Raw genomic sequence first — 26,997 nt, forward strand, 5'->3', positions numbered from 1 at the left:
AAATGGCCGATATCGGCGCCCTGCTCGCGCGTGTGGGGTAACCCACACGTAGGTGACACGAGGCCGTCAAGCCCCCGCGCCCGAGCGCGCCGTGCCAGCTGCATTTGGGCTGCCACTTGACACCTTCCGTGTCAGGTGAGGAACGGGAGTAGCTATCGATGCGGCGCGATGAGGCTTCCGGCGCGCTCCCCCGACCGGTCCGATCTCCCCTGAAGACCAGGAGAGTCAGTGGGCGGCTGCGGAGGGTTGACCTGCCCTAACAACTCCGCTTGTATCCGTTCATATGGGCTACTTCGGTTGGCTTGATGGCGACGATTCGCAGCGAAGCGCCATGCTCGAAGTGGTCAAGATGTTCGAGGACACATCCACCGTCGACGAGCTCGGCATAGGCAGCGTCCGCGACACCTTCTCCAACGCGTTCTTCCCTGGTACGTCGACTCTTCACACGCGCGTGAAGTACTTCCTCTTCGTCCCGTGGATCGTCAACGACGTCGCCCGTCACAGATGGCCAGTCGAACGCTCCCAAGCAGAGTTGCGGAGTCGCGAGATCAGGTTGATAAGCGCTCTCGTGGCGGGCGGAGAGAGCCGAGGGGTGATCGGACGAGACGCCAGGAGCACGCTCAAGCGCATGCCGAGCGAACTGTACTGGGCCAGCCTCGAGCAGGTTGGGATCCGACGGTGGCGCACCTCGATCAACGGCTATTTCCGCAATGCGATCCAGCACGCGCGAGGCGTCGAGGATCCTGAGCTCGAGGGTATGGGCATGGAACGCCTGGGCATGGCGGCGCTTCCGCCCGCGCCTTCAGATCTGCTCGACACGACGACCTTCGCTCTAAACAACGCAGAGGCCGAGTTTCTCAAGGTGAGAATCGCCGATGCCACCCGTGGCTCGCTCTTTGACTGGCTCGCCGTCAACCACCCGTCGTCCGATGCTGACTGGATCTGGGATCACGAGCGCCGTGACGACTTCCCCGATGAGATGTCAGAGCTGGTCGACGACGCTCGTCGGGTGCACCAGACTGCCACCGGACCGGCGATCCTCTACAACCGCATGATGGCGGAGGTGACCGGTAATGACGAGGTGCGTGATGAGTACGCCGACTACCTGAGGTCGTGGGCAGAAGGCCTGAAAGAGCAGAAGGTCTTCGAAGGGTGGGATCGCTCGCGCTTCTGGAGCCGGATGCTTCAGCTCAACCCACGCATCCGACCCGCAACGCGTCAGTTCCTCGACACGTGGTGGCAGCTGGCGGAGGCCGGTCGTCACGCAAGCGAAGACGCCCGCGAGTTGGTCACTTCGCGCGAGCTGATGCTCAAACGTACGCGAGCTCGTCTTTCCTACCCCGATGCTCGATCCACGTGGAGTGTTGGCGCCGGGACCGGTTGGCTCGACTACCGGTGGAGCATCGCCCGACGTCACCTCAACGATCTGGCCCATGGACTGGAGGGGTGAGGTGCTGAATCCCGATGTGAGACACCTCCTCACCGACGTCCTTCGCCCCCCGACGGGCTGGCGGCTCGATGCAGCCGTTGCGACGACATACACCCTCGACCTCAGCTCATTACTGCTCGCTCCCCTGTCCATGGCGGCTTACGAACAGGCGGAAGCCGGAATCGAGAGCGCTGCGCCGCACCAACTACTGGAGGCCATCCGACGTTACGCCGGTCGAACCACAGTGTTCTGCCAAGCCGGCGGAATTCATGTGCCGACCACCTACCGCAAGCTGACGGTGTTCGCGGAGGAAGCGATTATCGAGGTCGCTCCTCCCCCTTCTCGAGTTTTCCACCCGAAGATTTGGGTGCTCCGATTCACCAACGCCTCCGGGGATCTCACTCATCGGTTGGCCTGCCTCAGCCGCAACCTGACGGGCGACCGTTCCTGGGACACAGTGTTCATGGCCGAGGAGGATGCGACGGCCCCCCATCAAATGGCGGCGGAGCCAGCGGCCGCCTTCCTGAAGGATCTGCTGACGATGAGCGTCCGCCCGGTTGCCGACGCACGCGCCGCACTCATCCGCGACCTCGCCGCGACCCTGAGCGACCGGTCCCTAGGAGTGCCGCCTCCCTTCACCTCCGGCACCCTCTATCCCATGGGAACACCCGGGGGCATGGGTTGGCCGGTACCCGCCAGCACCGACCGCTGCCTGGTCGTATCCCCCTTCCTCGATGCCTCCACCGGGCGCCGAATTGCGGGCGGCAGCACCATCGTCTCCCGCGCGGAGACGTTCAACCGTTTGGGAGCCGCACCGCTCGACGGACATGAGCTGATGGTCCTGCAGCCTTATGCGGATGCACCGCCCGACGTGATCGCTGATGGGCAGGAGGCGGAGGGCTCCGGAGGCACGCTCGAGGTGAAGTCTGGTCTGCACGCGAAGGTGTTCGCCTGGGATGTTGGCGGCACGGGCACTCTGCTCGCGGGCTCCGCAAACGCCACCTCCGCTGCCTTTGGCGGAAACATAGAGTTTGGCGTCTTGCTGAGCGGGCCTGTCGCACACTGCGGAGCGGCCGCGATCCTGAACGACGACGATAAGGAGACTGGTCTCATTCGGCTACTGCAGCCCTACAAGCCGAGTGACGAGCCGGTCCCGGACCCGGCGTTCGACTTGGAGAGAGCCATCGAGGAGTTCCACTCGGCTCTCGCAACCAACGGTCCGGAACTGCACGTGACCGGCGACGCTGATGCCTACAACGTCCAACTCGAGTGGGCATCACCTCCCCCTCAGCTTGGTGAAAGCTGGCTACGCCCGATAACCCTCAAGGCGGCCCATGACCGTCGGCTCGGTGACCACAATGGTTGGCGGGGCCTCGGGCTGTCCGACTTGACCGCGTTTGTGGCCGTCCGAACCCGCCTGGAGCGTCACGGCATCACCGTTGAGCGGTCGAGTGCACTGAGGGCCACACTCGTGGGCGCCCCCGCCGACCGCGCTCGACGAGTGCTGCGCGACCTGCTGAGCAAGATCGAAGACATCCTTCGTTACCTCGCCCTGCTGCTGCAGGACCCCGGCATCGACGACGTTGCCAGCGCGATCCTCTGGGGCACGCACGACGAAGGAGCGAAGCACTCGGCCGACCCCCACCGCTGGGTTGACGACCTGGTTCTCGTGGAGCCGCTGGTACACGCCTTCGGCCGCGATGACGACTCATTGGACCGGGTCAGCAGCCTGCTCGATGATCTTCGCGACGAAGAGGGAAGACTGCCGGACCTCGGACCAGACTTCGACACACTGTGGCGGGTCGTCTCCGCCGCCCGGGAGACACAATGAGCACGTCAGAGCCGCCTCGCCCGGACGTCGACCAAGAGCTCGCTGGACTCAAGGACTTCCAGCGCCGCACCGTCGATTATGTCGACGCCCGCCTCTGGGAGGACGATCCGACCCGACGTTTCCTGGTCGCCGACGAGGTGGGACTCGGCAAGACGCTTGTCGCCCGAGGGGTCATCGCCAAGGCGATCGACCGGCTGTGGGACGACGTCGACCGCATCGACGTCGTGTACATCTGCTCCAACGCCCAGATCGCCCGGCAGAACCTCGCTCGGCTGCGCGTCGGAGAAGACGCTGGCCACGAGTTCGCCGATCGACTCACCCTGCTCGCCCGGAGGATAGACGACCTACGCGGCCGGAAGCTCAACTTCGTGTCCTTCAGCCCGGGCACTTCGTTCAACGTCAGCGACAGCGGCGGCAAGGCGGAAGAGCGCGTCCTGCTCTATTGGATGCTGCGCAGCCAACTGCCCCAGCTGAAATCAGAGTTTTGGCTCAAGTTCTTCCGAGGTGGAACGCGCCTTGGCAACTTCAGGAATCACGTTAAGTGGTACGACCGCAGCAGCATTCCGACGACAATGAGCGAAGCCCTCGTAGCAGAGCTCCAATCGCTCCCCGGGCACAGAGACCATGGCACCCTCCTGGAGGAGTTCTTCGCCTGCGGTGATCAGTTCAAACGCCGCCGAGAAGACTGGTGGCCCGAGCAGGGGCTGAGCAGCTGGCGCTACAACCTGATCGGACGAATGCGTCAGCAGCTGGCGCGCGCGGCCGTCGCCGCCCTCGAACCGGACATCATCATCCTCGATGAGTTCCAGCGATTCACCTCACTGCTTCACGACAACAACCCGGGAGCCGAGCTCGCCCGGGCGCTCTTCGACCACGGCGAAGCCCGCTTGGTCCTGTTGTCCGCGACACCGTTCAAGATGTACACCCTTCCTGACGAGACGGAGGGCGAAGACCACTATCAGAGTTTCCTCCAGACCGTGCAATTCCTCGCTGGATCCGACCGCGCGGACGTCATAAAGGACCAGCTCGGCGACCTCCGCCGCGGCCTCATGACCGGCGACCGGAAGCTAGCCGAAGAGGCCCGAGACTCAGCCCAAGCGGAGCTGCGTAGGGTCATGGTTCGGACCGAGCGGCTGGCATCCACTCCTGATCGCGACGGGATGCTTGGTGAGGCTAAAATGCCGGGTCTGTCACTGGCCGAGCGCGACCTCCACGACTACCGCTTCCTGTCACGCGTCGCGGCGGCGCTTGGGCAGCCGGACATGCTGGAGTACTGGCGGAGCTCTCCCTACGTTTTCGAGCTGATGGACGGCTATGTCGTCAAGAAGGAACTGGAACGCAGCGGGACTCATAGCGCCGAGGTCCGAATCGCGGTGGGGAAAAACCGCCGCCTCCTGTCGAAGCGACAGGTCAACGCCTACAAGGCTCTGGACCCAGCCAATGCGAAGATGCGGGCGATCACCCGAGATGTCCTGGAGCCAGGGGCTTGGCGTCTCGCCTGGGTTCCGCCCTCGCTGCCCTATTACGACCTCTCCGGCCCCTACGCCGCAGAGGCTTCGCGCCACTTCACCAAGCGCCTGATCTTTTCGGCTTGGAATGTGGTCCCAAAGGCGATCTCCTCGGTGCTCAGCTATGAGGCCGAACGAAGGCTTGTCGAGTATGCGGGACTGCAAGACCGGAGATACGACGCGACCCGGCAACGGGGTCTCCTTTCCTTCTCGAAGTCAGAGGGGCGGCTCACCGGAATGCCGGTGCTCATGCTTATGTACCCCTGCGCATCCTTGGCCATGGCCGGCGACCCCCTGTCAGTCGCTCGGGCCGTGCAGGAGGCGCTTCCGCTGAATCGTGAAACCTTGTTCCGAGAGGTGAGGAAAAAGGTTGAGAATCTTCTCTCGCAACTGCCCGCAGGCCCGACCTCTGGACCCGTTGACGACTCTTGGTACTGGGCAGCACCCGTACTTCTCGACCAGGTGTCGCTTGAATTACCGCTGGTGGACAGCGTGGAGTTCTCTTACGGCATCGAGTGGGATGAACACGACTCGAGCACGCGCTTCGACGAGCACCTTTCCCGTGCAGCATCGATCCAACCGGCCGAGTTCGGACGCCGTCCGGAGGACCTCGCGGAGGTCCTCACCAATGTGGCGATCGGGGGCTTGGGCGTGTGCGCCCTGCGTGCGATCAGCAGGGTCACCGGCGGGCCCGAGGTGATGCGCGACTTCACGCTCCGGAACCATGCCACCACCGTTTCCTGGGCCATGCGCAACTTTTTCAACCAGCCAGAGATGATGGCCTTGACTAGAAGGCAGGACGAAGAAGCGCCCTATTGGAAGGATGTGCTCGCGCAGTGTGTCGATGGCGGCCTCACTGCTGTGCTCGATGAGTATGCCCACGTGCTCAACGAGAGCCTCGGGGTGGCACTCAAGCCCGGACCCGAGAAGGCGGCCGCCGTCGCGGCGGAGATGAGCGCCGCGATGAGCGTCCGAGCAAGCGTTAACAAGGTGTCCGATCTCTCGGTTCGCTCCGGTGCGCTGAAGCTGGAGTCCTTCAGCTTGCGCAACCACTTTGCCGTCAGGTTCGGCCGTGGCGTGACCGAGGACCAGAGCATCGCTCGAGAGGGGCAGGTCCGTCAGGCCTTCAACTCACCCTTCTGGCCGTTCGTGCTGTCTTCCACGTCAGTCGGTCAGGAAGGGCTTGATTTCCACCAGTACAGCCACGCCATCGTTCACTGGAACCTGCCCTCAAACCCGGTTGATCTAGAGCAGCGCGAGGGGCGCGTTCACCGCTACAAGGGTCATGCGGTCCGACGCAACATTGCCCTGGCCTACGGCGGCCGAGCCGAGGTCACCCGAGCAGACGACCCGTGGGCGGCGATGTTTGAGCTCGCCGTGGCAGACAGGCCCGCAGACCAGACGATGATCCACCCCTACTGGGTCTTCCCCGTGAAGGACGGCTACCGGATCGAGCGCTACGTCCCAGCCCTGCCGTTGAGCCGTGAGGCGCATGCCTATCGGCGTCTCCTGCGAACTGTGGGCGCGTACCGGCTCGTCATCGGCCAGCCGCGGCAAGAGGATCTCCTGCGATACCTGGGGGGCAACGCGGAAGAGCTCGCGGATCTCTTCATCGACCTCAGCCCCTGAGTCCAGCGCAGACGGGGCTCAGCCGTGGGGTCCGGCTGCCAGCGTTCGACCTTCGCAGAGTCATCACGCCGCAAGCGAGCGCGAGCGCCGCAGCATTGCCAGCGCCGTGGCAGTGGCCCCCACAGCCGCTCCTGACCTTAGCCAGTGACTGCAGTCAGCTACTGCTTCTCGAGAGCTGCACTACCTCAGGCGGGTGACTGTGCGGTCGCGACCGTCGCAGTCGGGCGACCCTTCGTGTGGTTCATGCGGCCTCGAGCGAAGGCGCCGAGGATGCGCTGATGTGTCTGTCGCGGCAGTTCTCGAGTGCCTGGCTCGCCCAGCGGGGTGCCGGGCCGGGCAGGCGCGGTCGACAAGAGTCCGTCGAGCTCTGATCGGCTGAGCATGAGCAGCCCATGCGTCGCCCGAGTGCAAGTGACCGCGAGCCGTCCGAAGGCTGAGTTGAACTCGTCGAGCGCGGAGGCACCGGAGAGCGGGTGGATGGCCACGGTGATGCCGTTGGTCTGGCCCTGCCACGAGTCCACCGTCGACGCGACGATCACGCCTTCCGGCACGTCGTACTTCGTGATTAGCCGCTCGACCATCTCGGTCGCGTCGTCCACGGCCTGGTTCCGGGTGGCAAGAACGGCGATCAGAGGATCTCCGGCAGGCGAGGACGACGAGATCGTCTCTTCGCCAACAGGCATTCCCGTGTCGTCGGGCGTCCTCTTCCACAACCGGAAGCCCGCGCCGAGGAGGTCGTCCAGGAGGCCCTCGACGACCCGGAGCAGAGGGAGGTCGATGTCGGCGGCCTCGGCCTCGTCGAGACCGTCCACCTCCAGCAGGGCGGGAACGCCGGTCGCAACCTGCTCCCAGACCTGCCTCGCCTCGCCCGACAGGGCTTCTCCCAGCTCGATAGAACGGTCACCCGGTCCCGCGACGCAGTTCAGCTCGTCCCAGTCGCTGTAGAAGGCGCGCCACAACGGCAGCTGCGCCGCGGTCGGTCGCCACACCGCGGGGAGATCGATGGACCAGGTGGCGTCGTCGGTGGTGTACGACGTGGGCCACGCCCGGTACGGGTTGTACCCGGGGTCACCGCGCCATGGGTTCTGGCCTGGGTCGATCGGGGGAAGCTGCCCCACGTCACCCACCCCGACCACGACGGGGGCGAAGCGGTCCACCTTGCGATACCGATGCAGCGGCAGCTGCCATGCCTCGTCGACGAAGAGCACGTCGAACGGGTGCTCGCCGTCGCCGCCGGCCCCCAGCTTGTCCTTGATCGGCCACCCCGCGCGCTCGAGCATGTGCGAGGTCATCAGGAAGACCTTCGCGCTTGACGGCAGCGATGCGAACCCGAAGACGACCGTCGCCGACTTCATGAGGGAGTCGGACACCTCGGCTGCGCGTTGGCGCGACACGATGATGCACACCTGGTCGCGCCCTAGCTGCTTTCCGAGGCTCTCAGCCAACGGGTAGACCTGCTTGTTCGCGAACGCTGTCACCGCAACGCGGGCGCATCTCGGGTGCTGTAGAGCGTCCTCGACCATGCGCTTGAGCGCGTAGGACTTGCCCGCGCCGGCAGCCGCGCGTAGGAGGATCCGGGCGTATGCCGCTGTGCCCATTAGCGTTCCAGCGAGCGTAGCGATCGCCTGAGTTGTCGCCTCGACATTGCCAGCAGCGGCTGAGGCGTGGTGCAGCGCAGCCTCGGCTGGCGAGGCGGGCGGCAGGAAGACGAGGCGGGTGTCAGTCGAGGTCATCGATCGTCATGTCCTCGTTGGGCCTGGTCTCCCCAGCCATGGACGTCCCGTCGGTGGGGGTGCCGTCGGCCGGGGTGTCGAACTGGTCAGTGTCGATGACCGGTGGCCAGGCCTGCGGGTTCATCTCCCCCTTCTCGCGCCTCTCGGCGATCCAGTCCGAGGTGTCCGCCTCCGCGGCCTCGTGCGGTCGACAGCAGTACTGGTGGCCGTCTGGGTCATCACTGTAGGAGTGCTCGGTGCAACCGGCCTTGGGGGCGCTGTTCCCGTCGACCCCCGGCCGGGCCACCGCGATCTCATGGCGTGAGGCGAACGGCCCGCCGAGCCAGGTGACGTCAGCGACGACGAGCTCGTCGCCGACCACGAGCGTCGGCGGGAATCGCGGCGACCACTCCAAGGAAGGGTCATCGGCCTGTGAAGCGGTCAGCTCACCGACGGCGAGCTTGCCGAACTTGAACGAGCCGGCCTGGATCTTGAGGGTGCTCGAAGCGCCCTCGATGGCTAATCTCTCGTTGACGTGCAGGGCGACGATGTGAGTGCCCGCCGTCATACGGCGGGAACGGACGTCGAGGCGGATCGGATTCAGGCCAGCCACCGTGGCGAGCGCGATCTCGCGGGTGCCCGCGTCCGCGCCGAGGTCTCTTGCCACCTGTGGGTTCCCGAGGGCCTGAAGCTTGGTCAGGCAGGCGGCATCCGCGTCGAGCATGTCAACTTGGTTGTTGCGCCACCACCACGCCGTTCGACCGAACCGAACGAGGTCCGATGCGTGGAGCCGAAGGCGCCGCCGCCACACTTGCTGCGCATCCCCCTCGAGCGCCCGGTACACCTCCCGCAGCCGAGACGTCGGCAGTGAGTTGAGGTGAGCGATCGCCGAGTCGACCACGCCGGTCTTGTAGCGGAGCTCTTCGGTGACGAGATGGGCGTACTCCTTGTCAGCGCGCTTGCTGCTGCCCCGCGGGCGTCCGCGAGCCTGGTGGATGGCGTCGGAGCGGGCATTGGACAGACGCGCGCCGGGCGTGTGGTCGCTCGCTGTGATCTTGTCCGAGACCGCGCGGTGGTCGAGCGCAACGGTGGCGGTAGCCCACCTGACGAGGTAATCGAGGCGACCGCTGTCGACCATAGGTCCGCCAGCGACGAGGTGGCGTGCGACGACGTCGCGCAGGTTGACGAACGGAGTGCGCAGCTTCATCGCGCGGGCGCGATCTTCCTCGAGGAGGAAGCTGACTGCGAGGCGCTGGTGGGCGGTGAGCGGCGCCGGCACGGTCGCGGGCTCGCCGTCGAAGGTCAACGCCGGGCGGCCCATCTCAAGGTCCCGCTTCCAGCGCAGGCGGCTGGTTTCCACACCGGCCAATGAGTCGGCGATGGAGACGAGCACATCGCATGTCACCTGATCGGGGACCACGATGTGCAGTGGGCTTGGTGCACCGGGAATGAGGTCCTCGAGGTCTGCCATTGAGGTCGAGATCACCTCACCGAGCAGCTCCATGAGCGCGAGACGCGTGGCGGGCGACTGCGGCTCGTCGAACGTGTGGTACGACCACCGTGTCGGCTTGCCGGACTTCCGGACCCGCTGGATGGCCACCCCGTGGACGCCTAGGGCGGCGGCATCCGACTTCGCCAGCACCACGTTGACGGACCCGGCCACGCCGGCAGGGTCTATGCGACGTTGACCCGAGCTCAGCGGCATACCGCGAAGAGTGGCACGCACGGCCGCCACCACGGACTCGGGAACACGGCCGACCACTCCGGACCCGTCTACTACGCCGCGCAGCGCCGGGCGCAGCTCTCGGCGGATACCCAGCTCGATCAACAGGGCCTGTGGATCGTGGGCGGACCGGAGCTCGTCGCGGCAGTAAGTGAACATCGAGCATGCGGCGCAGGAGTTCGGGTCGTACTCGGCCGCGAGGTGGCCTACGAACGTGCACAGCCTTTCTATGTCGAGCACCGCCCAGTCGTTGCCCGCGAGCAGTGCGTTGCGCTCGGCCACGCGGGCCATGACCTCGGCGCGATGATCCTTGAGGTCTTCGATGACCGCTTCCGGCTGCAGAAAGGCATTGCGTGGCACGGCCAGGGCGCCGTGGCGGTGCACGACCATGTCCTTCGGCAGCTTGGACCAAGCTGCCGCGCTCTCGGCGCCGAGCGCGACCTGGAGGAAGCCCTTGAGCATGCGCTGGTCGCCGATCCGAGACCGGACCCTCTCGTAGTCCTTGGCATCGCCCATGACGAGCCAGGTACCCACAACCCTATCGGTCGCGGGGTCTCGGCGTGGGGCGACGACGGCGAAGTCAGGCTTGACCGGCGTGGCCGCGGGCTCGCTCTCCAGACCCACAAAGGGAAGGGCGAGGCTGGTGATGAGCGTAGCGACGTCCTCGTGAACCGCCTGGAGATGGGCTTGCTCAAGGGCCAGCGCCGTGGCCGGAACACTCACCTTCCCGTCGCGGCGCGAGACCACCGTAGGCCTCGGAAGGCCCAACCGCCCGATGGCGGTTGTCAGGAGTGGGGAGACGAAGCGCTGGTCGCGGACGAGTCGCTCGAACGTCATCGCGCGCATCCACCGGGCCTCGGGGATCCCCGCCGACGTGTCCGGGTAGCCGAGATGGGCGGCCGCCTTCCGCCGGCTCATGCCGATGATCATCGGATCCGTCTTGCGGAACCGCTCGCACCCGGCGTGCGCCGAAGCCGCGACGGCGCTGCTCCCGCCCCCTGTGCTGAGGGAAACCACCTGCCGCACACCCCTAGGTCGAACGATCTCCCTGTGATTGAAACACGCGGGATGAGCATCCACGCGCGTTTGACCTCACCTTCAAGCAGCCGCTGAGCGTACTGGGCACCGCCGTAGCTCCGCTTACCAAGGCGCTGAAAGACCTCGGAGTGCCAGCGAAGAAGGCACCAGGATGCGCACTGACGCCGCGCTCGATCGGTTGCTTTGTCGCGTGTGGGTCTGGTTCTCCGGGTGTTCATCCCGACTGCGAACCAACCCGCATTTCGCACAATTAGAGGAGCACTAGACGCAGGGCCTTGCGGAGGACCTTGACCGTCCTCTCCGCGTGGGCGCGTTCGCCCTCACAGGCATCGGCCTCGTCGTAATCGTGGTCCGCACTTGCCTCATCTCGAGCTTGGCGCCATGCGATCTCCTGCTCCTCGTTCCACTGGATCAGCTCGAGGATGAGGTCCGAGTCGTAGTCGCACAGCTTCGCGGCGTCCTTTGGGCGCAACGATCCCGGACGCTCGGCGTCGAGCTGGAGCAGGCGCAGCATCACGGGGTGCATTTCATCCTCCGAGTCGCTGTCGTCCTGTTGCTCGTCCGGCTCATCGGCCTCCAGGAACGTGCGCCCGCCAACCCGACCCGCGGCGAGCGCATCGTTGCTGGAGATCACCTCGCACATGCGAGCCACCACAGCGCGTAGGTGCTCACCGACAAAGGGCAGTGCCAGGAGGTCGACGCTGGCCACAATCCGGTCGTCGTGCAGCGTGAACTTCACGCCCGAGATCTCCCGGTTGAGCACAGCGAGCTCGCCGACCGCGGCCTCCTGGTCCCGGATCGCGACGACCATCTCGGCGAACACTCGGACCAGCGGTGACTGCCGGCTCGTGCGTACGAATACCACTGCAGATCCCGCCTGGAACGGTATGTCCCCATCGGAGTCACGGACCGGCACGTGCCCGATCATCGGCGTGAGCGCCTCGTCAACGAGGCGGTCCAGGTCATCGCGATTGACCGGCCTGACTGCCAGCTGCGCCTCGGGCGCGGGCGCCGGCGGTGCCGGAGGGCGGTAACCCGCCTGCCACGTGAAGTCGGCACTACTGAGAAAGGCCGGGTGCACGACGCCGAAGGCGCCGCGCAGTGCTGACACGGCCACACTCGCGGCCTGGTCTACGTGACTCACCGGATACGCCACGCGGTAGGTCACCTCCCCGCGCGAACGCCGGGTGAGGCCGAGCCGCCGGAGGCGGCGCAGACCAGCTGTGGGCAGCTGAAAACTCCGCGCGAGTGCCCGATTGCTTGGCACCTCGAGGACGAGCGAGGCACCCACCCGAGACACCTGCACGCCGGGTACGTCTTCGTCGATCGGCTCACCGGGGTCCAGGTAAACGCCGACGCTGTCTCCCTCGCTCAGGTCGTCCAGCGCGTCCGCCAAGGCACGCCGGAACCCTCCCCAAGCACTGTCGATCGTGGTCTCAAGATCCACCATCATGGCCAGCTCAACCCCTCTCCACGCGTTTCCCAATACCTCCAGAATAGGGTCCAGGTCTGACAGTGCTGAGGGGCCAATTCGCGCTGTTGACAGGAAGATCGGCTCGAATCACGTGGACAGCAGGCCGCATATTCAACGTCGGTAACTCAGCAGACGCGTTAGCACCCCATGGAGGGGCCAGAAGGCCGCATCGACTCACTGGGCTCGACCTGCCACTCGGAATCCCCAAGGGCCCGACGGCGGTCCATTTCGCCTACGAGTGCACCGTCCCAATGACTAAGGAGATCGGCACTGGTCGCGCTCGCATTGCGTGTCCAGCGGTCGCGTACAGCCACATCCTCGAGATCGATCCCGAAGCGTTCGGCGTGGTGCATGCGAGCGATCAAGGGACGCAGCGTGTCGGTCTTCTTCGCGCGGTCGATCTCGGCCTCTGTGACACCTGCGGTCCTGAGAATGTCGAGGTACCGGCCCTCGCGGCCAGCCTCGAGGACGGCGGCGCCTTCGGCGTCGAGCCGGCTCGGGCTGGTCGCCGCGGTGACCTCGGAGATACGTGTCGCGGTGGCGGACGTGTCCGATCCTGGCCGGGCGAGCACGGCCTTGAGCACGTCGACAGGGTCCAGGGGATCGATGTCGCAGTGCGCGGTCGCCTGGTCCGGGTCGTACATCGTGTCGACATAGAGAACGTTTGACTCACGGCCTCGCGTCGCCATGACGTACAGGGGCTCACGGGTGGTGGTGGCCGTCACGTAAGCGTGGGCGGTGTCCACGGTCCTGCCCTGGGCGCGGTGAGCGGTGGTCGCGTAGCCCAGCTCGACATGCTCACTCACGTACTCTGCGGGAAGCGTCACCGCGCGCCCGCCCACCGGCCTGCGGACCCGAAGGGATCCATCCGGGAAGGTCCTGGTGACGATCCACTGGTCGCCGTTCTTGACCCACTCCCCCACCCGGCCGAGGGCGCCATTCGGACCGTCGCCGGTGACGATGTCGCGCTGGTTAAGCCGCGTGACGACGTGGTCGCCGGCGCCGATGGTGGTGCCGTCCCGGACGGTGACGCCCTCCTCGGAGACACGGTCGGAGTTGACGCGTTCGGCACGGGCGCGCTTGTTGAGGTCAGTGACGGTCTGTGCGTCGGCGGCGATCATGAGTGAGGTGCGTCCTGCGGTGATGTCGGTCTGCCACGCGGTGAAGAGCGCGTCGAGGACGGTGTCTCGGTCGCCACCGATGACGCGGCCGTGCTTTTCGTAGTCGTCCGCTGCGGTGGGGCGTCCGGTGCGCAGCTTGAGGGAGGCGTCGCGTTCCCATTCATGTCGGAAGCGGCGCACGTCGTGCAGCTGCGGCACGTCGTCTCGGTCGGTTGCAAGTAGCTTGAACGCTCCCCCGGCCTGCACCGGTGATAGTTGGGCCCAGTCCCCGACGAGCAGCACCTTTGCAGCGGCTGCACTGGCCGATGTGGTGATCTGGTCGAGTTCGAGGGTGCCGACCATGCTCGCTTCGTCGATGATGACCAGCTGCCCGGGACGAAGCCGCCACCGGTCAATCTCGTGGGCGGTCCGACGTGCTTCGCGCTCCAAGGCCCGCGTGCGCAGGGACGGGCTGGCACGGTCCAGCCGGGCACGCAGTCGCTCGAGACGGGCTTGTCGTTCAGGCAGCCGTGCATGCTCGGTGAGCCACTTGGCGGTGTTCTCCGTCGGCATCCCAACGGCGTCGGCGAGGACCTCCGCGGCCGCGGCGGACGGCGCGAGCCCGACCACACTCCCCGGCCCGAACTTCGCTTCCCAGACCGCGCGGACGCCGGCCATCGTCGTGGACTTGCCCGTCCCAGCTGGCCCGACGAGCACGTCCAGGCTCCGCCCGGAGCCAGCGACACGGCATACGGCATCGGCCTGCTCGACCGACAGCGAGTGGTCACGTCCCGGCAGCGGCTGCGCCGCCACTACTGCCGCGGACTGCTCATCCACGGCGGGTGCGCCGACTGAGCGACCGGCGTCGAGGAGGCGCTGTTCGGCGTCGATGACCTCGCAGCTGGAGTACTTGATCGAGTCTCGAGGACGGAACCGGGAAGTGCCGTCCGGGCGGAGCAGTCCATCCGGGAGCAGCACGGGTCCCGTGTCGTCTGGGGTGAGCCGGACGGCCCGGGTGAGAGCGATGTCGGTCACGTGCTCTGCGGTCGCGACGCGCTCATCGGGAGTCGTGAAGCGAACCCCGGCGACCTGCCGCAGGACCTCCGCCAGGACGTTGGCACGAGTGAAGGTGGCCCGCTTGGCCGCCACATTCTCAAGGGCGACACGGGCGGCGTCGGCGAGAATCTCCTCCGCCAGATCCGCCGCCCGCAACCGGGGAAGGTCGTTGCGGTCGGCAAGGCTCGCGACCCAGGCCTGCTGCGTGTCCACGCCAGCGCCGACGTGCGGCTCGGCACGCTTTCGCCAACCGCTGACCATCTCCGACAGCGGCCGTAGGTGCTTGTCGGGTCGAGTGGCGAGGGTGGCCTGCTGTCGCAGCTTGAGCACCTCGGTGTTCGTGGGCTGACGGCCGTGTGCGGCGATGAAGTCCCTTACGAGCTGCTCCTTCGCCTCATCGATCTGGCTTGAGCGTTGCGAGAACTCCTCCGCCAGGGCCTTCGGCACACCGGTGATCTCCCACTTCGGCTCCGCCGACCGGCGCCGCGACTGCGGCTCCCACCCCACGCCGAGATCGGCGGTGAGCAGGTCCGCGAGGACCCCGTTGTACAGCTCGGACAGCCCGACCGCCGACCGGAACAACGCCTTCGAGTCGAGGGTGCGCCACCCGCCATCAGAGGCGGCCTGGACCCGGTTCAGCACGACGACGTGGGTGTGCAGCTGTGGGTCGCCAGCGCGGGAGTCCCAGTGGTCGAATGCCGCCGCGACCACGCCGCGGACGTCCTGCGACACCACACCGCCGCGGCCCGTCCGGGTGGCGAAGACCTCTCGCTCGGCGTACCCGATGACGAACTCCAGCGCCTTCTGGTGGGCCGCGTAGAACCGGTCGCGCATCGCCGGGTCGGCGAGCGCCCAGGCCACTGAGACGGACTTCGGAGCCGAGAACGTCAAGTCGAAACCGGAGACCGTCTTGGGAGCCTTCCGCGCCCGTCCGAGAGCATCGACGTATGCCGCTCGGCTGGCTCCCACGGGCCGGCCCAGGGCCGCGCCGCTGACCGGGTCCTGGAGCATCCCGAGCATCCGCCACAGGTGCTCATCTGTCACCCCGGAACCGGCCTCGACGCCGCGACCACCGTCGAGGCCGGCGAGTCCCGCGCCGAGGAAGCGGCCCGGCGGGGTGCCCTCCGCCGTGTAGTAAGCGGTCAGGGGATCCGACGTCCGCGTCGCCCGATCGGCGCGCGCGACCGAGGACATGAGGTACCGGAAGCCGGCACCCAGCGTCATCCGCCTGATCGACATCGTCACGCCCGGGACACGCCCCCGCGGGGGCACCAACCGGCCCTGCCGGCCGGGGCGACCACCTCTGGTGCCAGACGTGTAGGGCGAGGGTTGGCCTGTGGTCCCGGTGGACTCGGAGGAGAGCCTCTGGTGCGCCCTAGGCGGCGTCGCAGGAGCCGATGGATGCCGGAGGGAGGTCGTATGCCGCTGGGCTTGGTTTGGTGCCTACCGAAGGGGGCCCTCGGATGGGAACAAATGTTCGATACTGGGGGAATGGCGGGCGGCATGGGCAAGGGACTCGGGATCCCGCTGCGCGACCGCATGACTGTCGTGGGTAGCCAGGCCGTAAACCGCCAGCCGCGTCGACACTGCTGGGTCACCGGCCCTGCGGACGCCCCCGGACCACACCCGGGCCTCGTCATCTCGTGGGAACGCCGCGGCGATGAGTGGTGGGCCTACGTCGTGTGGACGGTCGTCGCCGACCGCACGGTGGTGCAGCAGTGGCTGCCGGCCAGCCTCATCCGCCCCGCCGGGTAAGACCGAACCGTCAAGATTCGCCTCGTTGAGCTGGCTTCAGACAGAACTTGGGGCGCCACGCCAGCAGTGCCCGCCGGCCAATCCGGGGAGGAGGGTGTGTTGGACCGGAGCGGGGCTGGTCACATAACCACTCGGGGATGCCTAATGGTTCCCTTCCGGGGAAGAGCCAATTTCCCCGAACCGATTGACGTCGCTATGGCGCAGGGCCACGCTAAAGGGGTGACCGATGATCGTGTTCCCGGCGTGCAGGAATCCGACACGGCCTTGTTCAGTTGCATGGTCTGCCCGGACGTGGAGATCTACGGGAATGACACCGTCCCCGACTGCCCCAACGCGACTTGGCATCCCATGACTGCGGTCGACGACCCCAAGGGCCGTTAGGGACTGTGTGATGGCTCGCGCCTCACGAGGCTTGTGCTTCTTGCGGAGTTGCATCTTTCATGAGCCGCAGGATGGTGCAGTAGCCTCGGGCACTGCCCAAGGCTGCTTGGTACGCCACTACGGCCAACGCCACGTATGCGCCTGCGATCATGATGAATGGCGCGATCAGGGGGGGCTTTCCCCAGGCGAGCACGATGGCAAGTGCCGCAATGCCCAATGCGATGAACACTAGCGTGCAGTACATGTCCAGCCTGGTGCGGAACTGATCGTGTTGCAGTCGGGCGCGTGGCTCGAGCCATGACCTACGGCGAAGCGCGAAGGTCAACAGATCCTCGCCCGTCTCATTCACAATTTCGTCCTCGGTGGCTCGCAATACGTTCCCCAGCTTGGTCGGCAGGATGCGAGCACGGGCCGGGTACTCCTTAACGGCCTGTCGAGCGTCATCAAAGCGGGCGAGATCCCATGGGTCGCAAGCTGTTCGCCAGTTCAGCTTGTCAAGCAGGGCCTGGTTTGCCGGCTCACTCGGCACTACTTTGCCGAGTTCGTGGGCTCTTGCCCTGAGTGCCATCACGACCTCTGCCGGCAGGGCAGCGATCTTGTGCTCGGAGTTGTCGAAGGCAACGCGTGCGTACCGCCCCTTTCGCTTCTTGAGAGTCTCCCAGCGGTGGACATGCCATCGGATAAGCAGCGACCGGAGCCACCTACTTGGCCATCGCCGCATCCAGTAGCCCTCCAAGGCTCGGATGGCCCCGAACGAGAACGCCTGCGTCAGGAGTGTCCCCAGAACAAGGACCGGGACAGCAAGCAGCAAGACTGGGAGCCATGCGCTTCCGATAGCACCGAGGGCGTCTTCCAGGTCGGCCGATCCTTGCGATCGGAACTGGAGAAGGACGGCCAGCGTCGCGGCGAAGAGGCCAGCAGGCAACCACGCGCTCAGACTCAGCTGGTCCAATACCTTCGCGGCCAGTGCCGACAGCCCTTCCGGCGACGCCTCGACCGCAGGATCACTTGGAGGCCGTGGGGTCGACGCTGCCGAAGGTTCTGTTTGCCGCGTCCGCATCGCCGTCGGTGACATACACAAAGAGTGCTCGGCCCCATGAGCCTTTCCACGGCGACGCGCCGCTAATGACCATCAAGCGGAACCGTGCATGCCCAGCTCGGTTTGCGGGCACAGTATCGAGGCGCGTCAATCAGGTCGCGGGCAACCTACTGCCGTTTCCGCGCGGCGGTTGGCACATCGCCCCCCGAGCCAGGAATGCACAGGTCTTTGGCCCGGGGGCAGAGGGTCCTTTCCGGGGAACTAGTAACTCCTCCTGTCGGTCATGGGTCCAGCTCGTCGGCTAGCGATGCTCACGGCAACCCTGCTAAGGGCGCGAGGTCGATAGTCGCCCACGCGGTTCGTGGTCCACGCATCGCATCAGTGATTGAACCGATCGACGAGGAGCAGCCGGTGACCGAGACCCAGCAGAAACGACGTCCTGTCAACGATGCAGCCCGAGAGCGGCTGCGCGACGCGCAGAAGGCCGAGGCCAACGCACTGCGCCTCGTGGGCGCGGCGGAGAAGGTCCGAGAGCGTGCTCAGCGTGCCCTCGAGAAGGCCGAGCACTCGCTCGCCCAAGCCCAGGCCGGGCTGGTCAAGGTGTCAGGTGCGGATCGGGCGGCTCTTCTGCTCGACGAGCCCGTCGGGGCCCTTCGCACCCGCCTGCGTCAGGTAGGTGCCAGCACACGCCGCGTGGAGTGAGTCCTTCGACCTCAGCGGCCCGCAACCGCACTGGCCCGAACTCCAAGCGCCAATAGGGTGGAGGCTGCGTCGCGGACGCAGCCTCCACCCGACGGAAAGGAGTGGGTCCATGGCCGACCCGGCAGGCGAAGGAGCTTGGAGAGTCATGGGTGAGCGACAGATCTATGAGAGCCAGTGGGTGACCCTTGGCAAGGCGGACGTGGTCCTGCCGTCGGGGCAGCGGTTCGAGCACCACACCGTGACCATGCCCGAGGCCGCGATGGCGGTTGTGGTGGACGATGCCGGCGACAACGTCCTCCTGTCCTGGCGGCACCGGTTCGTCCCGGACGTGTGGAACTACGAGCTTCCCGGAGGCTTGGTCGACTCCGGTGAGTCGCCGGCGGAGACCGTCGCCCGCGAGATCGTCGAAGAGACCGGCTACAGGGCGCGCTCCATCCGTCCAGCGGTGGAGTTTGAGCCGATGGTGGGGATGCTCCGGTCGCGGCACCACGTCTTCATCGCCGAGGGTGCCGAGCTCGTCGGTGAGCCGAGTGAGGCCGACGAGGGCACGTTCGAGTGGGTACCCCTGGCCGATGTGCCCGGGCTCATCGAGTCGGGCAAGGTGCTCAACTCAGGGACTCTTGTCGGGCTGCTCCACTTCCTTGCCTTCACAGCGCGCGAGGATCGCAAGTAGCCGTTTGCGTTGACGCCGGGAGCCGTAGCGGTCAGCCATGCGCAGCGCAGACCGAGCCTCCGTCGTCGCCGCGGTCAGGTCGCCAGCGTTGAGATGAGCCGTAGCCAAGTCGGCACGCATCGACGTGGCCGCGCGCACTGAGTCTCCCTCTGCCGTCAGGGCGGTCGCGATGGCGTCGACGGCATGGAGATCTCCCAGCTTGGCGAGGCAATGAGCCTGCCAACGGGCGAGATGTTCCGGGCTGAGCATGAGGAAGGGCAACTCAGCACAGTCGCCGGCGCCGTCGAGCAGCGTCTCTGCATCGTCGAGGAGCCGCCGGGCCGACGCGTCGTGACCGTTCGCGGCCAAAGCCTCGGCGGAGGCTGCGGCGAGCCAAGTGCGCATGAGGGCCGGCGTGCGGGATGAGCGGGTGCGTGCTGCGTCGATGGCTGCGATCGCCAGTCTTGGTTCCTGGGCATCGACGAGGACGAGTCCCTGCTGGGCCATGACATGAGCGAGGACGGTGTCGTCCCCGCTCTCCATCGCGGCCGCTTTGGCGGTCTCGTGGTACTCCCATGCCGAGCAGACCTCGCCGCGATCGAGGGCCTGCCAGCCTGCCAAGGCCGCGGCCTCGGCCAGCGTGCTCGCCAGCTGCGGCCTTGCCGGGCCGACGCAGTGGCGCAGGACGGATTCGACCTGGGTGACGTGCGCCTGGGCTTGTGCGGCCTGGGCTGCGGAGCCGAGCCGGCGGTCGAGCATGCGCAGGTGCTGCGTCTGGGCTTCGAAGATGTCAATGAGGGACTCGTCGACGTCGACCAGCTCGAGCCGCTTCTCGCGCAGCTCCGCCACCCGCCCTGTGTCGTCCGGAGGCGCGAACCCGAGGGCCTCTGGCGGCGCCTCGTAGATCTCCATGAAGGCACGCTGGTAGGCCGGCACGGTGACGGCGCGCTCACCAGACTCCCAGTAGCTGACCATCCGCTTGAGTGACGCGCCTTCGGGACACGAGTCCCCGTTTCGCTCAACGGCTGCCTGAAAGCGTCGCATGGCCGCGGCCTGGCTCCACCCCCGCCGCTTGCGGTGCGACCGCAGCGGCGTCGGGTCGGCACTCACTGGCGAGTCACCGTCAGTCACCTGCCGTCACCTGTTGCGTCCGGCGTGCGCCGGGAAGCGTTGAGCCACAAGCACTTCAACGATCCGTTTGGAGATCTCATGCGCGACTTCCCCGATCTTGCCCGCCAATCGACCACGTCTTGTCATGGTCGGCCGACGAGTCCGTCCGTGCAACCGGAGGCGCCTCGGGCTGTGGACAACCTCGCACTTGAGTTGTCCACAGCCCTTTACCCCCCGTCTCTTGACCGCACAGATGTGGAGCGCGCCCTTAGGGCAGGTGACCGACCGGCAGTGCCATGGAGTGACAGGAGGGAAGCCACCATGACCACAACGATTTCGGAAACACCAGATCCCGCCCCCCGGCGACCAGACGCCAGTGTCCAGCGCCTGTGGCGAGCTCTGCACGACTGCGCGCTCCTGACTGCCTGGACGCCGCAGAGGGACGCCCTGTGGCACGCCATCGACGACTTAGTGTGCACACGATCAGCCACGCGAGCCGTACCGTTCGGCTCGAACACCGAGGTGGAGATCACCGGCGAGTACGCGCATGACGAGCTGATCGCGGCGATCGAGTGGCTGACCGCCAACGAGGTGCGCGCCCGGGGCCTGGATCCGGAGCATCTGTTCGCCGTCCTTCGTGCCGTCGCGACGCGCAGTGCCAACGGCTCGGCTCGGGCGGCGCAGCTGGACATGCTCCATGGCATGACGAACGTGCCGCCCGGTGACCCGGTGCGGTGGTTGGCCCTGGACGAGGAGGGTGCCGCATGATCGCGGCGTCCCTGACCTTCGAGAAGTGGACGATCTGCAACGTCGGCCTGTCATCCGCCGACTTGTCCGAGCTCGACCTCGAGGCCGCCTTCGAGGTCTTGGTGTCCAGGTGCGAGGAGGCCCGTCGGCGCGGAGCCTCGGATCCGCTGATGTCGTTGTCCCCGAAGGGAGCCGGTGGCAACTCGCGGGCCTGCACGCGAGAGATGCTGATGCAGCTGGGGTACTCGCGCGGGCAGCTGCGGATCATCCACCGGCTCATGGGTGGCTCCCCCTCCGGCTGGCCCGGCCTGCTTCGGATCTTCGCCGAGGACCGTGACCTCACCGCGTGGGAGCGCGGATACGTGCGTCGTCAGGTCCGGGCCTTTCGCACCCTCGGCCCTACCGGGGTCGAGCGGCGCGAGCTGGCCGCATCACGCGCCCGGCGTGATCACAGGATCGCGGAGTGACTCGAGGCTGGGGTGACGGATCAGGCCCTCCGCGCCGTAGATGCAAGCGATGGCCATGACCGCCGGAACCGCGACGTGCGAACCGAAGAGGCCACAGGGGCGACCATCAGCGAAGTCGAGAACCATCCGCTGCTGGGCCAAATCGACCTCTAGCCCGACCACGGTCGCCCACCAGAACGACACGAGCTCGCCGTGGGCCCGACGCAGGAGGAGGCGCTGGTCCGTCACGACCGCCAGACACAGCTCCTCTCCGCTCCACTGTCCCCCCTCAAGGCTGCGGACCGAAAGCGGAACCGCCCGGGACGCGACCTCGCCCAGCACGAGGACCAGTCCGAGGGACATGGGGTCGATGCGCTGCGTGGGAGCGTGACCGGAGATCTCGAGGACCAGACGTCGCGCGTCCTCCACGACGGCACGCCGGAGCTCGCTCACGGCAGCGATCCCGCTCGCAGGGTCCTTGCGGAACATCGCCACACCGATCGCCTCCCTTCCACATCCATGGTGGCTCACATGAGGGACACCGCAACCCGGGGACGCGATGGTGACCCCGAGACCACGTTGCCCGGCCATGCAGATGACACGACTTGCCGCACTCGCCGCTGTCACGGCCGCTGTCGCCGTCTCCGGGCTCATCGCCCTCAGCGCGGCGGCGATGCCCACGCCCGCACCTGGGGCTGCAATCGGCGACCGCGGGCCCCTTTGCGTCACCACCGGCGGCCTACCCGGTCTTTCAGCAGCGCAAGCCGCCAACGCTCGAACCATCCACGCGACCGCGCTCGCCCGCGGCGGGAGCTCCGCGGCATACGTCGCTCTCATGACGGCGTTGGCGGAGTCCAACCTGCTCGTGCTGTCCAACCCCAACGACCCCTCCAGCTCGGGCATCCCCGCCCAGGGCGTTGGCTACGACCACGACTCCATCGGACTGTTCCAGCAGCGGCCCCCGTGGGGCACTGCGGCACAGCGGATGGACCCGGTCACCTCGACCAATCTCTTCCTCGACGCCCTGATCGCTGTCGAAGGCTGGTCGAGCATGGAGCCCTGGCGGGCGGCGCAGAGGGTGCAGCGGTCCGCCTTCACGGGCGTCCCCTCACGGGTAAACCACGGGTCGGCCGTCTACGGCGGCAACTATCTGGCCCAAGCTCCGCGCGCAGCGCGGCTGCTCACCGCAATCGAGACCGGTGGTCCGCTCGACTGCGGCGCGGCCGGCCTGACCGGCCCGGCACCGATGAGCGGACCCGTCGTCGCGGACGTCGCCGGCCTGCAACGCTTGGGCGCATCACAGGCCGGGGCAGTGGCGGCGAGCTTCGCGCTGGCCCAACGCGGCAAACCGTACGTCTGGGGCGGTGAGGGACCTGACGGGTACGACTGCTCCGGGCTCATGCAGACGGCGTGGGCGCGTGCCGGGGTGTCGATCAGTCGGGTCTCCAGCACCCAGTTCCGCGACGGCACCCCGACGACCCCCGACCGGCTCGTGCCCGGTGACCTGGTGCTCATCCCTGGGGCCTTCGGGACCCTCGCGCGTCCGTTCCACGTCGGGATGTACGTCGGCAACGGCAAGGTCGTCCACGCGCCCCGGACCGGTGAAGTGGTCAAGGTGACGACGCTGTCGTCGTTCATCTCCGACGGCGTCTCCGGCTACCGCCACATCCGATGAATGGCCCTGCCGCACTGCCCTTTCGACTCCACGCGCACCGTGAACTCCCATGGTGCCCCCGTCCCGCGGTGGACATGACCGAGCGCGGGACCGGCCCGCGATCAACACGAAGGGTCACTCGACATGCGTCTCCTGCCCACCGTTGACGTCACACCGAACACAAACGGCCTGCCCGGTCTCGCGGCGATCGAGAAGGTGGTCGGCGCCCTGCTCACCTTCGGCCTGGTGGCCGCAGTCGCCGGGATCGCCGTCTCCGCCGTCGCCTGGGCCATCGGCTCCAGCTCGTCCAACCCGCACATCGCCGGACGAGGCAAGACCGGCGTCATCGTCGCCGGCGTCGCGGCCATGCTGATTGGCGCCGCGAACACGCTGATCACGTTCTTCGCGAACGCCGGGGCGGCGATCCGATGAACCGCCCTTCGTTCGCGCGGCCCGGCCGCTGCGCGGTCGTCGCCATCGCCGTCCTCGTCGTCGGGTGGGTCGTCGGCGTCGGCCTGTGGGGTGCCGGACGCGACACCCATGAGGAGACGCGCCAGGCTCACGGCATCCAAGCGCCCCAGGGCGACCTGCCTGCCCCGGCCGGGCGCGACCTCGATTCTGGTGAGCTCGGACCAGTGGTCCAGGAGCAGCTCGCACAGCTTCGGGCGATGCCCGTCATCCAACCGGATCCGAGCCTGAGTGACCGGGTCCCGGCCGAGGCCAAGACCCACCCCGACCTGTATGCCGCCGAGTTCGTCCGCGTGCTCCTGACGCAGGACTACGGTCGACCTCGCCAAGAACACCTCGCCTGGGTCGCGACCGAGGCCGGCACCACCGCCGAGCCACTGATCGTCGGCCTCGTCCCGCCCGAGCTGCGCGACCGGCTCCCCGTCTACTCCGTGGTGGCGCAAGGCGACGGCCCGACCAGCTCGCCGATCCCGTCCGCCGCCGAGTGGGCTCGACTGGCCGCCCTCGGTGGCTACACGACCGTGACCGACATCCGGGTCTCCGAGCCGCTCGCGTGGTCCAACGCCGTGGAGGCCGGCCGGGTCACCGACCCGGGCGTGACGGCGCGGGAGATCACCGCCACCATCACCATGCACACGACGGCCGGTGGCGCGACCAGCGCATCGCGATCCTCCGTGTCCCTGACCGCCGACTTCGTTGGGCCACCGACACAGCCCTCTTGGCGCTTCGTCAACGTCGTCCTCTACACCAGCCTGCCGGAGGGACGGTCATGAGCTGCACCGGCCTCGACCTGCTCAACCCCGCGTGCCAGGTGTCATCAGCCGCCCAGAGCGCCGCCGAAAGCGCCTTCGGCAACATCGCCACCACCTTCGCGCAGGCCGCGACGACCGCCACCAACTGGCTCTGGTCCCAGATCGACACGGCAACGACCGTCGATCTTGCCTCGCCTGCCCTGCGCAAGGAGCTCGGTGTCACGGCCGCGATCGCGCTCGTCATCTGCTTGGGCCTCTTCGTCCTGCAGCTGATCACGGCGACCCTACGGCGAGATCCGGCAGGCCTGTCCAGAGCGGTCAAGGGGTTGTTCATCATGGCCCTCGGCTCCGGCTTCGCGTTGGCGGCCACTCGGGTCCTGCTGTCCGCCGTCGACCTGCTGGCCGATGCCGTCGTGAAGCAGACCATTGGCACGGGGATGGACGGCATCGGCACGCAGCTGGCCATCGGAAGTCTGGCCACGATGAACAACCCGGCGATCATGCTCATCCTTGCCCTGGCCATCTTGGCGTCCTCCGTCATCGTCTGGGTCGCGATGATGGTCCGGAAAATGCTCCTGATCATCTGCGCCGTGCTCGCGCCGCTCGCCTTCGCGGGAGCGACCGCGGACATCACCCGCTCCTGGGTGCGCAAGTGGGTCGAGTTCGTCGCCGCAATGATCGCCGCGAAGCTGCTCCTCGTCCTGATCCTCGCCACCGGAGTCGCGGTCATGCAGGGTGCCGGCCTCGCCGGTAGCCAGCCCAGCCAGGTCGGCACGCAGATCGCCGTCGGCGCGCTCATCCTCCTTCTCGGTGGTTTGTCTCCGTGGCTCGCGATCCGCATGTGCGTCTTCGTCGGCGACTCGCTGTATACCGCCCACCTCCAAGCAGGCCAAGCGACCACCGGTGCCCGGCTGGCCATGGCAGCACCTCAGAAGGTCGCCTACATGCGAGCAGGGCTCGCGTCCGGCATGGGCGGTCGCGCCTCTGGCGTCGTGACGCCTTCGCGTACGGGTGGATCGGGCGGCGCTGGCGGATCAACCGGCTCGGGTGGCTTGGGCGGCTCGAGCACCGGGCCGACATTGCGCCCCCCGGGCAAGGGCAATGGCTCAGGCGCTGGCGCGCTGGCCGCCATCCCCGGCCCCGCCTCACCGGCGGCCGGCGGGATTCGGACGGACTCGTCGTCGCGCGAGCCCGGGACCGTCCTCGGCGGTGAGGCACGCCTCGGCGGGCTCCAGCCACCTGAACCTGCTCGCACGACTCCCCCGGCGCCGCAACCTCCCCCATCACCAGCACCCCGGCAGCAGCCCGACTTCTCGAAGATCCGGAGGGACGACCGATGACCGACTCCACCACGGCCGGCGCTAGGCCCACGATGGTCCGCTTCGCCAGACTTCCTCAGCGGGGACTCCTACTGGGCTTGTCAGCGAGCCGAGTCGCCTGCATCGCCTTGGCCGCCGTCCTGGCCACGGTCTCCGTCTTCACGGCCGGACCGATCGGGTTCGCCACCGCGGCGCCCGGTTGGGGTGGACTGCTCGCGCTCGCGTTCGTCCGCAAAGGCGGTCGGGTCGCGGTCGAACTGCTGCCGACCGCAGCTCACTTCGCGGTGCGCGGGCTGCTGCGGCAGGACCGGTACCGAGTCCACGTCGATCGCCCCCGACCCGCCGGCACGATGGCGTTGCCGGGCGACAGCGCCGCGCTGCGCTTCCTCGTCGACGACCTCACGGGCGCGGCGATCGTGCACGACCCGCACGAAGGATCCCTGACCGTCGTCGCCCACGTCGACCACGCGGCATACATCCTGCTCTCCCCCGAGGAGCAACGCCGCCGAGTGACCGGATGGAGCCGCGTCCTGGCCGGGCTCGCCGCGTCCGGGCTGTGCGTGCGAGCCCAGGTCCTCGAGACGGTCTGCCCGGATTCGGGCGCGGGCGTCGTGGGCTGGTGGCGTCAGGCGCGTACCGAACCTGCTTCGGAGGGGGTGGCGTGGACGGCGACGCAGTACGAGCGCCTCCTCGAAACGTACGCCCCCACCGCCGCCACCCACCGCAGCCTCATCGCCATCGCGGTCAACGGACCCTCTGGGGCCCTCGGGTTCCTCCGCGCGGCGAGGCGGACCAAGGAGCTCGACCGGATCCGGCAAGAGATGGCCACTCTCGAGTCCAGCCTGCGCGCCGCCGACCTGCGCCTCGTGAGCTGGCTAGGCGAGGACCAGCTGGCGAACCTCGTCCGGTCCACCTACGACACGGGAGCACCGAGCACGCCGGCGCGCAGCCTCGACACCGCCGGCCCGGTGGCCGTGGATGAGCACTGGGACTGGGTGCGGCACGACACGGGATACTCCTCCGTCCTGTGGATCAGCGAGTGGCCTCGGACCGAGGTCGGCGCCGACTTCCTGCACACCATCGTCTTCCAACCCAACGTGACCAGATCACTGTCCATCACCGCGACCCCGATGTCCCCCCGTCAAGCGATCCGGGACATCCGCCGGGCCAAGGTCGAGCACGTCACCGATGCCGCGCAGCGGGCCCGGATCGGCGCCATAGCCGACCTCGCCGACTCCGCCGAGCTCGACGACGTCCTCGACCGGGAACGGGCCTTGCTCGCAGGCCACGCCGACCTGAAGTTCACCGGTCTCATCACCCTCACTGCAGCCACGCTCGAGGAGCTTGACGACGCCGTCGCCCAAGTAGAGCGCGCCGCGATCCAGTGCGGCTGCGAGACCCGGCGCCTGCAGGGCCAGCAAGCCCGAGCCTTCACCGCAGCGGCGCTGCCGCTCGCCCGGCCGCTCCACTGA

Annotated in this window: 20 protein-coding genes; 13 read left to right on the forward strand and 7 right to left on the reverse strand. The window is 67.4% G+C overall.

Annotated features, from left to right (window positions below; translation table 11 throughout):
* Window positions 1–283: 283 nt before the first annotated feature.
* From INTCA_RS15610 to INTCA_RS15620, 3 genes are read left to right on the forward strand one after another with little or no spacing between them, the layout of a single operon-like run.
* Complete coding sequence (locus INTCA_RS15610; RefSeq protein ID WP_013493887.1) at window positions 284–1,450, forward strand: DUF6361 family protein; 1,167 nt, start codon at window positions 284–286, stop codon at window positions 1,448–1,450.
* Complete coding sequence (locus INTCA_RS15615) at window positions 1,434–3,260, forward strand: phospholipase D family protein (protein ID WP_041307833.1); 1,827 nt, start codon at window positions 1,434–1,436, stop codon at window positions 3,258–3,260. The genes INTCA_RS15610 and INTCA_RS15615 overlap by 17 nt, the downstream gene beginning before the upstream one ends.
* The gene (locus tag INTCA_RS15620) at window positions 3,257–6,397 is read left to right on the forward strand and encodes a C-terminal helicase domain-containing protein (RefSeq protein ID WP_013493889.1); all 3,141 of its coding nucleotides are present in this window, start codon (window positions 3,257–3,259) and stop codon (window positions 6,395–6,397) included. Before INTCA_RS15615 ends, INTCA_RS15620 begins: the two co-directional genes overlap by 4 nt.
* A 185-nt stretch (window positions 6,398–6,582) precedes the next feature.
* On the opposite strand, the gene INTCA_RS15625 is transcribed toward INTCA_RS15620, so the two are convergent.
* From INTCA_RS15625 to mobF, 4 genes are all read right to left on the reverse strand, one after another.
* The gene (locus INTCA_RS15625) at window positions 6,583–8,130 is read right to left on the reverse strand and encodes an AAA family ATPase (RefSeq protein WP_013493890.1); all 1,548 of its coding nucleotides are present in this window, start codon (window positions 8,128–8,130) and stop codon (window positions 6,583–6,585) included.
* A complete protein-coding gene (locus INTCA_RS15630) occupies window positions 8,117–10,762 on the reverse strand; it encodes a hypothetical protein (RefSeq protein ID WP_218916272.1) in 2,646 nt (881 codons plus the stop codon). The genes INTCA_RS15625 and INTCA_RS15630 overlap by 14 nt, the downstream gene beginning before the upstream one ends.
* Window positions 10,763–11,120: 358 nt before the next feature.
* Entirely contained in the window at window positions 11,121–12,323 is a 1,203-nt protein-coding gene (locus tag INTCA_RS15635; RefSeq protein ID WP_013493892.1) for a T3SS (YopN, CesT) and YbjN peptide-binding chaperone 1, read from the reverse strand.
* Window positions 12,324–12,481: 158 nt separating this feature from the next.
* The gene (gene mobF, locus INTCA_RS15640) at window positions 12,482–15,739 is read right to left on the reverse strand and encodes a MobF family relaxase (RefSeq protein ID WP_041308895.1); all 3,258 of its coding nucleotides are present in this window, start codon (window positions 15,737–15,739) and stop codon (window positions 12,482–12,484) included.
* Window positions 15,740–15,991: 252 nt separating this feature from the next.
* On the opposite strand from mobF, the gene INTCA_RS15645 reads away from it, so the two are divergent.
* On the forward strand, window positions 15,992–16,255 hold the full coding sequence (locus INTCA_RS15645) for a hypothetical protein (RefSeq protein WP_041307836.1): 264 nt from the start codon (window positions 15,992–15,994) through the stop codon (window positions 16,253–16,255).
* Between the two features lie 403 nt (window positions 16,256–16,658).
* Here INTCA_RS15645 and INTCA_RS15655 read toward each other — a convergent pair whose 3' ends face one another.
* Window positions 16,659–17,711 (reverse strand): hypothetical protein, encoded by a 1,053-nt coding sequence (locus INTCA_RS15655; protein ID WP_148236637.1) that lies wholly within the window; start codon window positions 17,709–17,711, stop codon window positions 16,659–16,661.
* A gap of 345 nt (window positions 17,712–18,056) precedes the next feature.
* Here INTCA_RS15655 and INTCA_RS15660 point away from each other — a divergent pair, with 345 nt between their 5' ends.
* The gene (locus INTCA_RS15660) at window positions 18,057–18,377 is read left to right on the forward strand and encodes a hypothetical protein (RefSeq protein ID WP_013493897.1); all 321 of its coding nucleotides are present in this window, start codon (window positions 18,057–18,059) and stop codon (window positions 18,375–18,377) included.
* 145 nt (window positions 18,378–18,522) lie between these two features.
* The gene (locus INTCA_RS15665; RefSeq protein WP_174411516.1) at window positions 18,523–19,050 is read left to right on the forward strand and encodes an NUDIX hydrolase; all 528 of its coding nucleotides are present in this window, start codon (window positions 18,523–18,525) and stop codon (window positions 19,048–19,050) included.
* Here the strand turns inward: INTCA_RS15665 and INTCA_RS15670 are convergent.
* Window positions 18,988–20,004, reverse strand: a complete 1,017-nt coding sequence (locus INTCA_RS15670) for an NsdA family TPR-like regulatory protein (RefSeq protein ID WP_052338038.1) — start codon at window positions 20,002–20,004, stop codon at window positions 18,988–18,990. The genes INTCA_RS15665 and INTCA_RS15670 overlap by 63 nt on opposite strands.
* Window positions 20,005–20,460: 456 nt before the next feature.
* On the opposite strand from INTCA_RS15670, the gene INTCA_RS19655 reads away from it, so the two are divergent.
* Window positions 20,461–20,907: a hypothetical protein gene (locus INTCA_RS19655; RefSeq protein ID WP_013493900.1), complete on the forward strand. Its 447-nt coding sequence runs from the start codon at window positions 20,461–20,463 to the stop codon at window positions 20,905–20,907.
* The gene (locus tag INTCA_RS15680; RefSeq protein ID WP_013493901.1) at window positions 20,904–21,353 is read left to right on the forward strand and encodes a hypothetical protein; all 450 of its coding nucleotides are present in this window, start codon (window positions 20,904–20,906) and stop codon (window positions 21,351–21,353) included. The genes INTCA_RS19655 and INTCA_RS15680 overlap by 4 nt, the downstream gene beginning before the upstream one ends.
* Here the strand turns inward: INTCA_RS15680 and INTCA_RS15685 are convergent.
* Window positions 21,318–21,827, reverse strand: a complete 510-nt coding sequence (locus INTCA_RS15685; protein ID WP_013493902.1) for a hypothetical protein — start codon at window positions 21,825–21,827, stop codon at window positions 21,318–21,320. The two genes, INTCA_RS15680 and INTCA_RS15685, sit on opposite strands and share 36 nt — an antisense overlap.
* Before the next feature lie 94 nt (window positions 21,828–21,921).
* Here INTCA_RS15685 and INTCA_RS15690 point away from each other — a divergent pair, with 94 nt between their 5' ends.
* The 5 genes from INTCA_RS15690 (at window position 21,922) to INTCA_RS15710 (ending at window position 26,997) form a co-directional block, all read left to right on the forward strand.
* Window positions 21,922–23,007, forward strand: a complete 1,086-nt coding sequence (locus INTCA_RS15690; RefSeq protein WP_013493903.1) for a C40 family peptidase — start codon at window positions 21,922–21,924, stop codon at window positions 23,005–23,007.
* 123 nt (window positions 23,008–23,130) lie between these two features.
* Window positions 23,131–23,418, forward strand: a complete 288-nt coding sequence (locus tag INTCA_RS15695; RefSeq protein WP_013493904.1) for a DUF6112 family protein — start codon at window positions 23,131–23,133, stop codon at window positions 23,416–23,418.
* Entirely contained in the window at window positions 23,415–24,227 is an 813-nt protein-coding gene (locus INTCA_RS19660; RefSeq protein ID WP_013493905.1) for a hypothetical protein, read from the forward strand. The genes INTCA_RS15695 and INTCA_RS19660 overlap by 4 nt, the downstream gene beginning before the upstream one ends.
* Window positions 24,224–25,546 (forward strand): hypothetical protein, encoded by a 1,323-nt coding sequence (locus tag INTCA_RS15705; protein WP_013493906.1) that lies wholly within the window; start codon window positions 24,224–24,226, stop codon window positions 25,544–25,546. The genes INTCA_RS19660 and INTCA_RS15705 overlap by 4 nt, the downstream gene beginning before the upstream one ends.
* Before the next feature lie 32 nt (window positions 25,547–25,578).
* Complete coding sequence (locus INTCA_RS15710) at window positions 25,579–26,997, forward strand: SCO6880 family protein (protein ID WP_342341445.1); 1,419 nt, start codon at window positions 25,579–25,581, stop codon at window positions 26,995–26,997.

Source organism: Intrasporangium calvum DSM 43043, assembly GCF_000184685.1.
GTDB classification, from domain to species: Bacteria; Actinomycetota; Actinomycetes; order Actinomycetales; family Dermatophilaceae; genus Intrasporangium; species Intrasporangium calvum.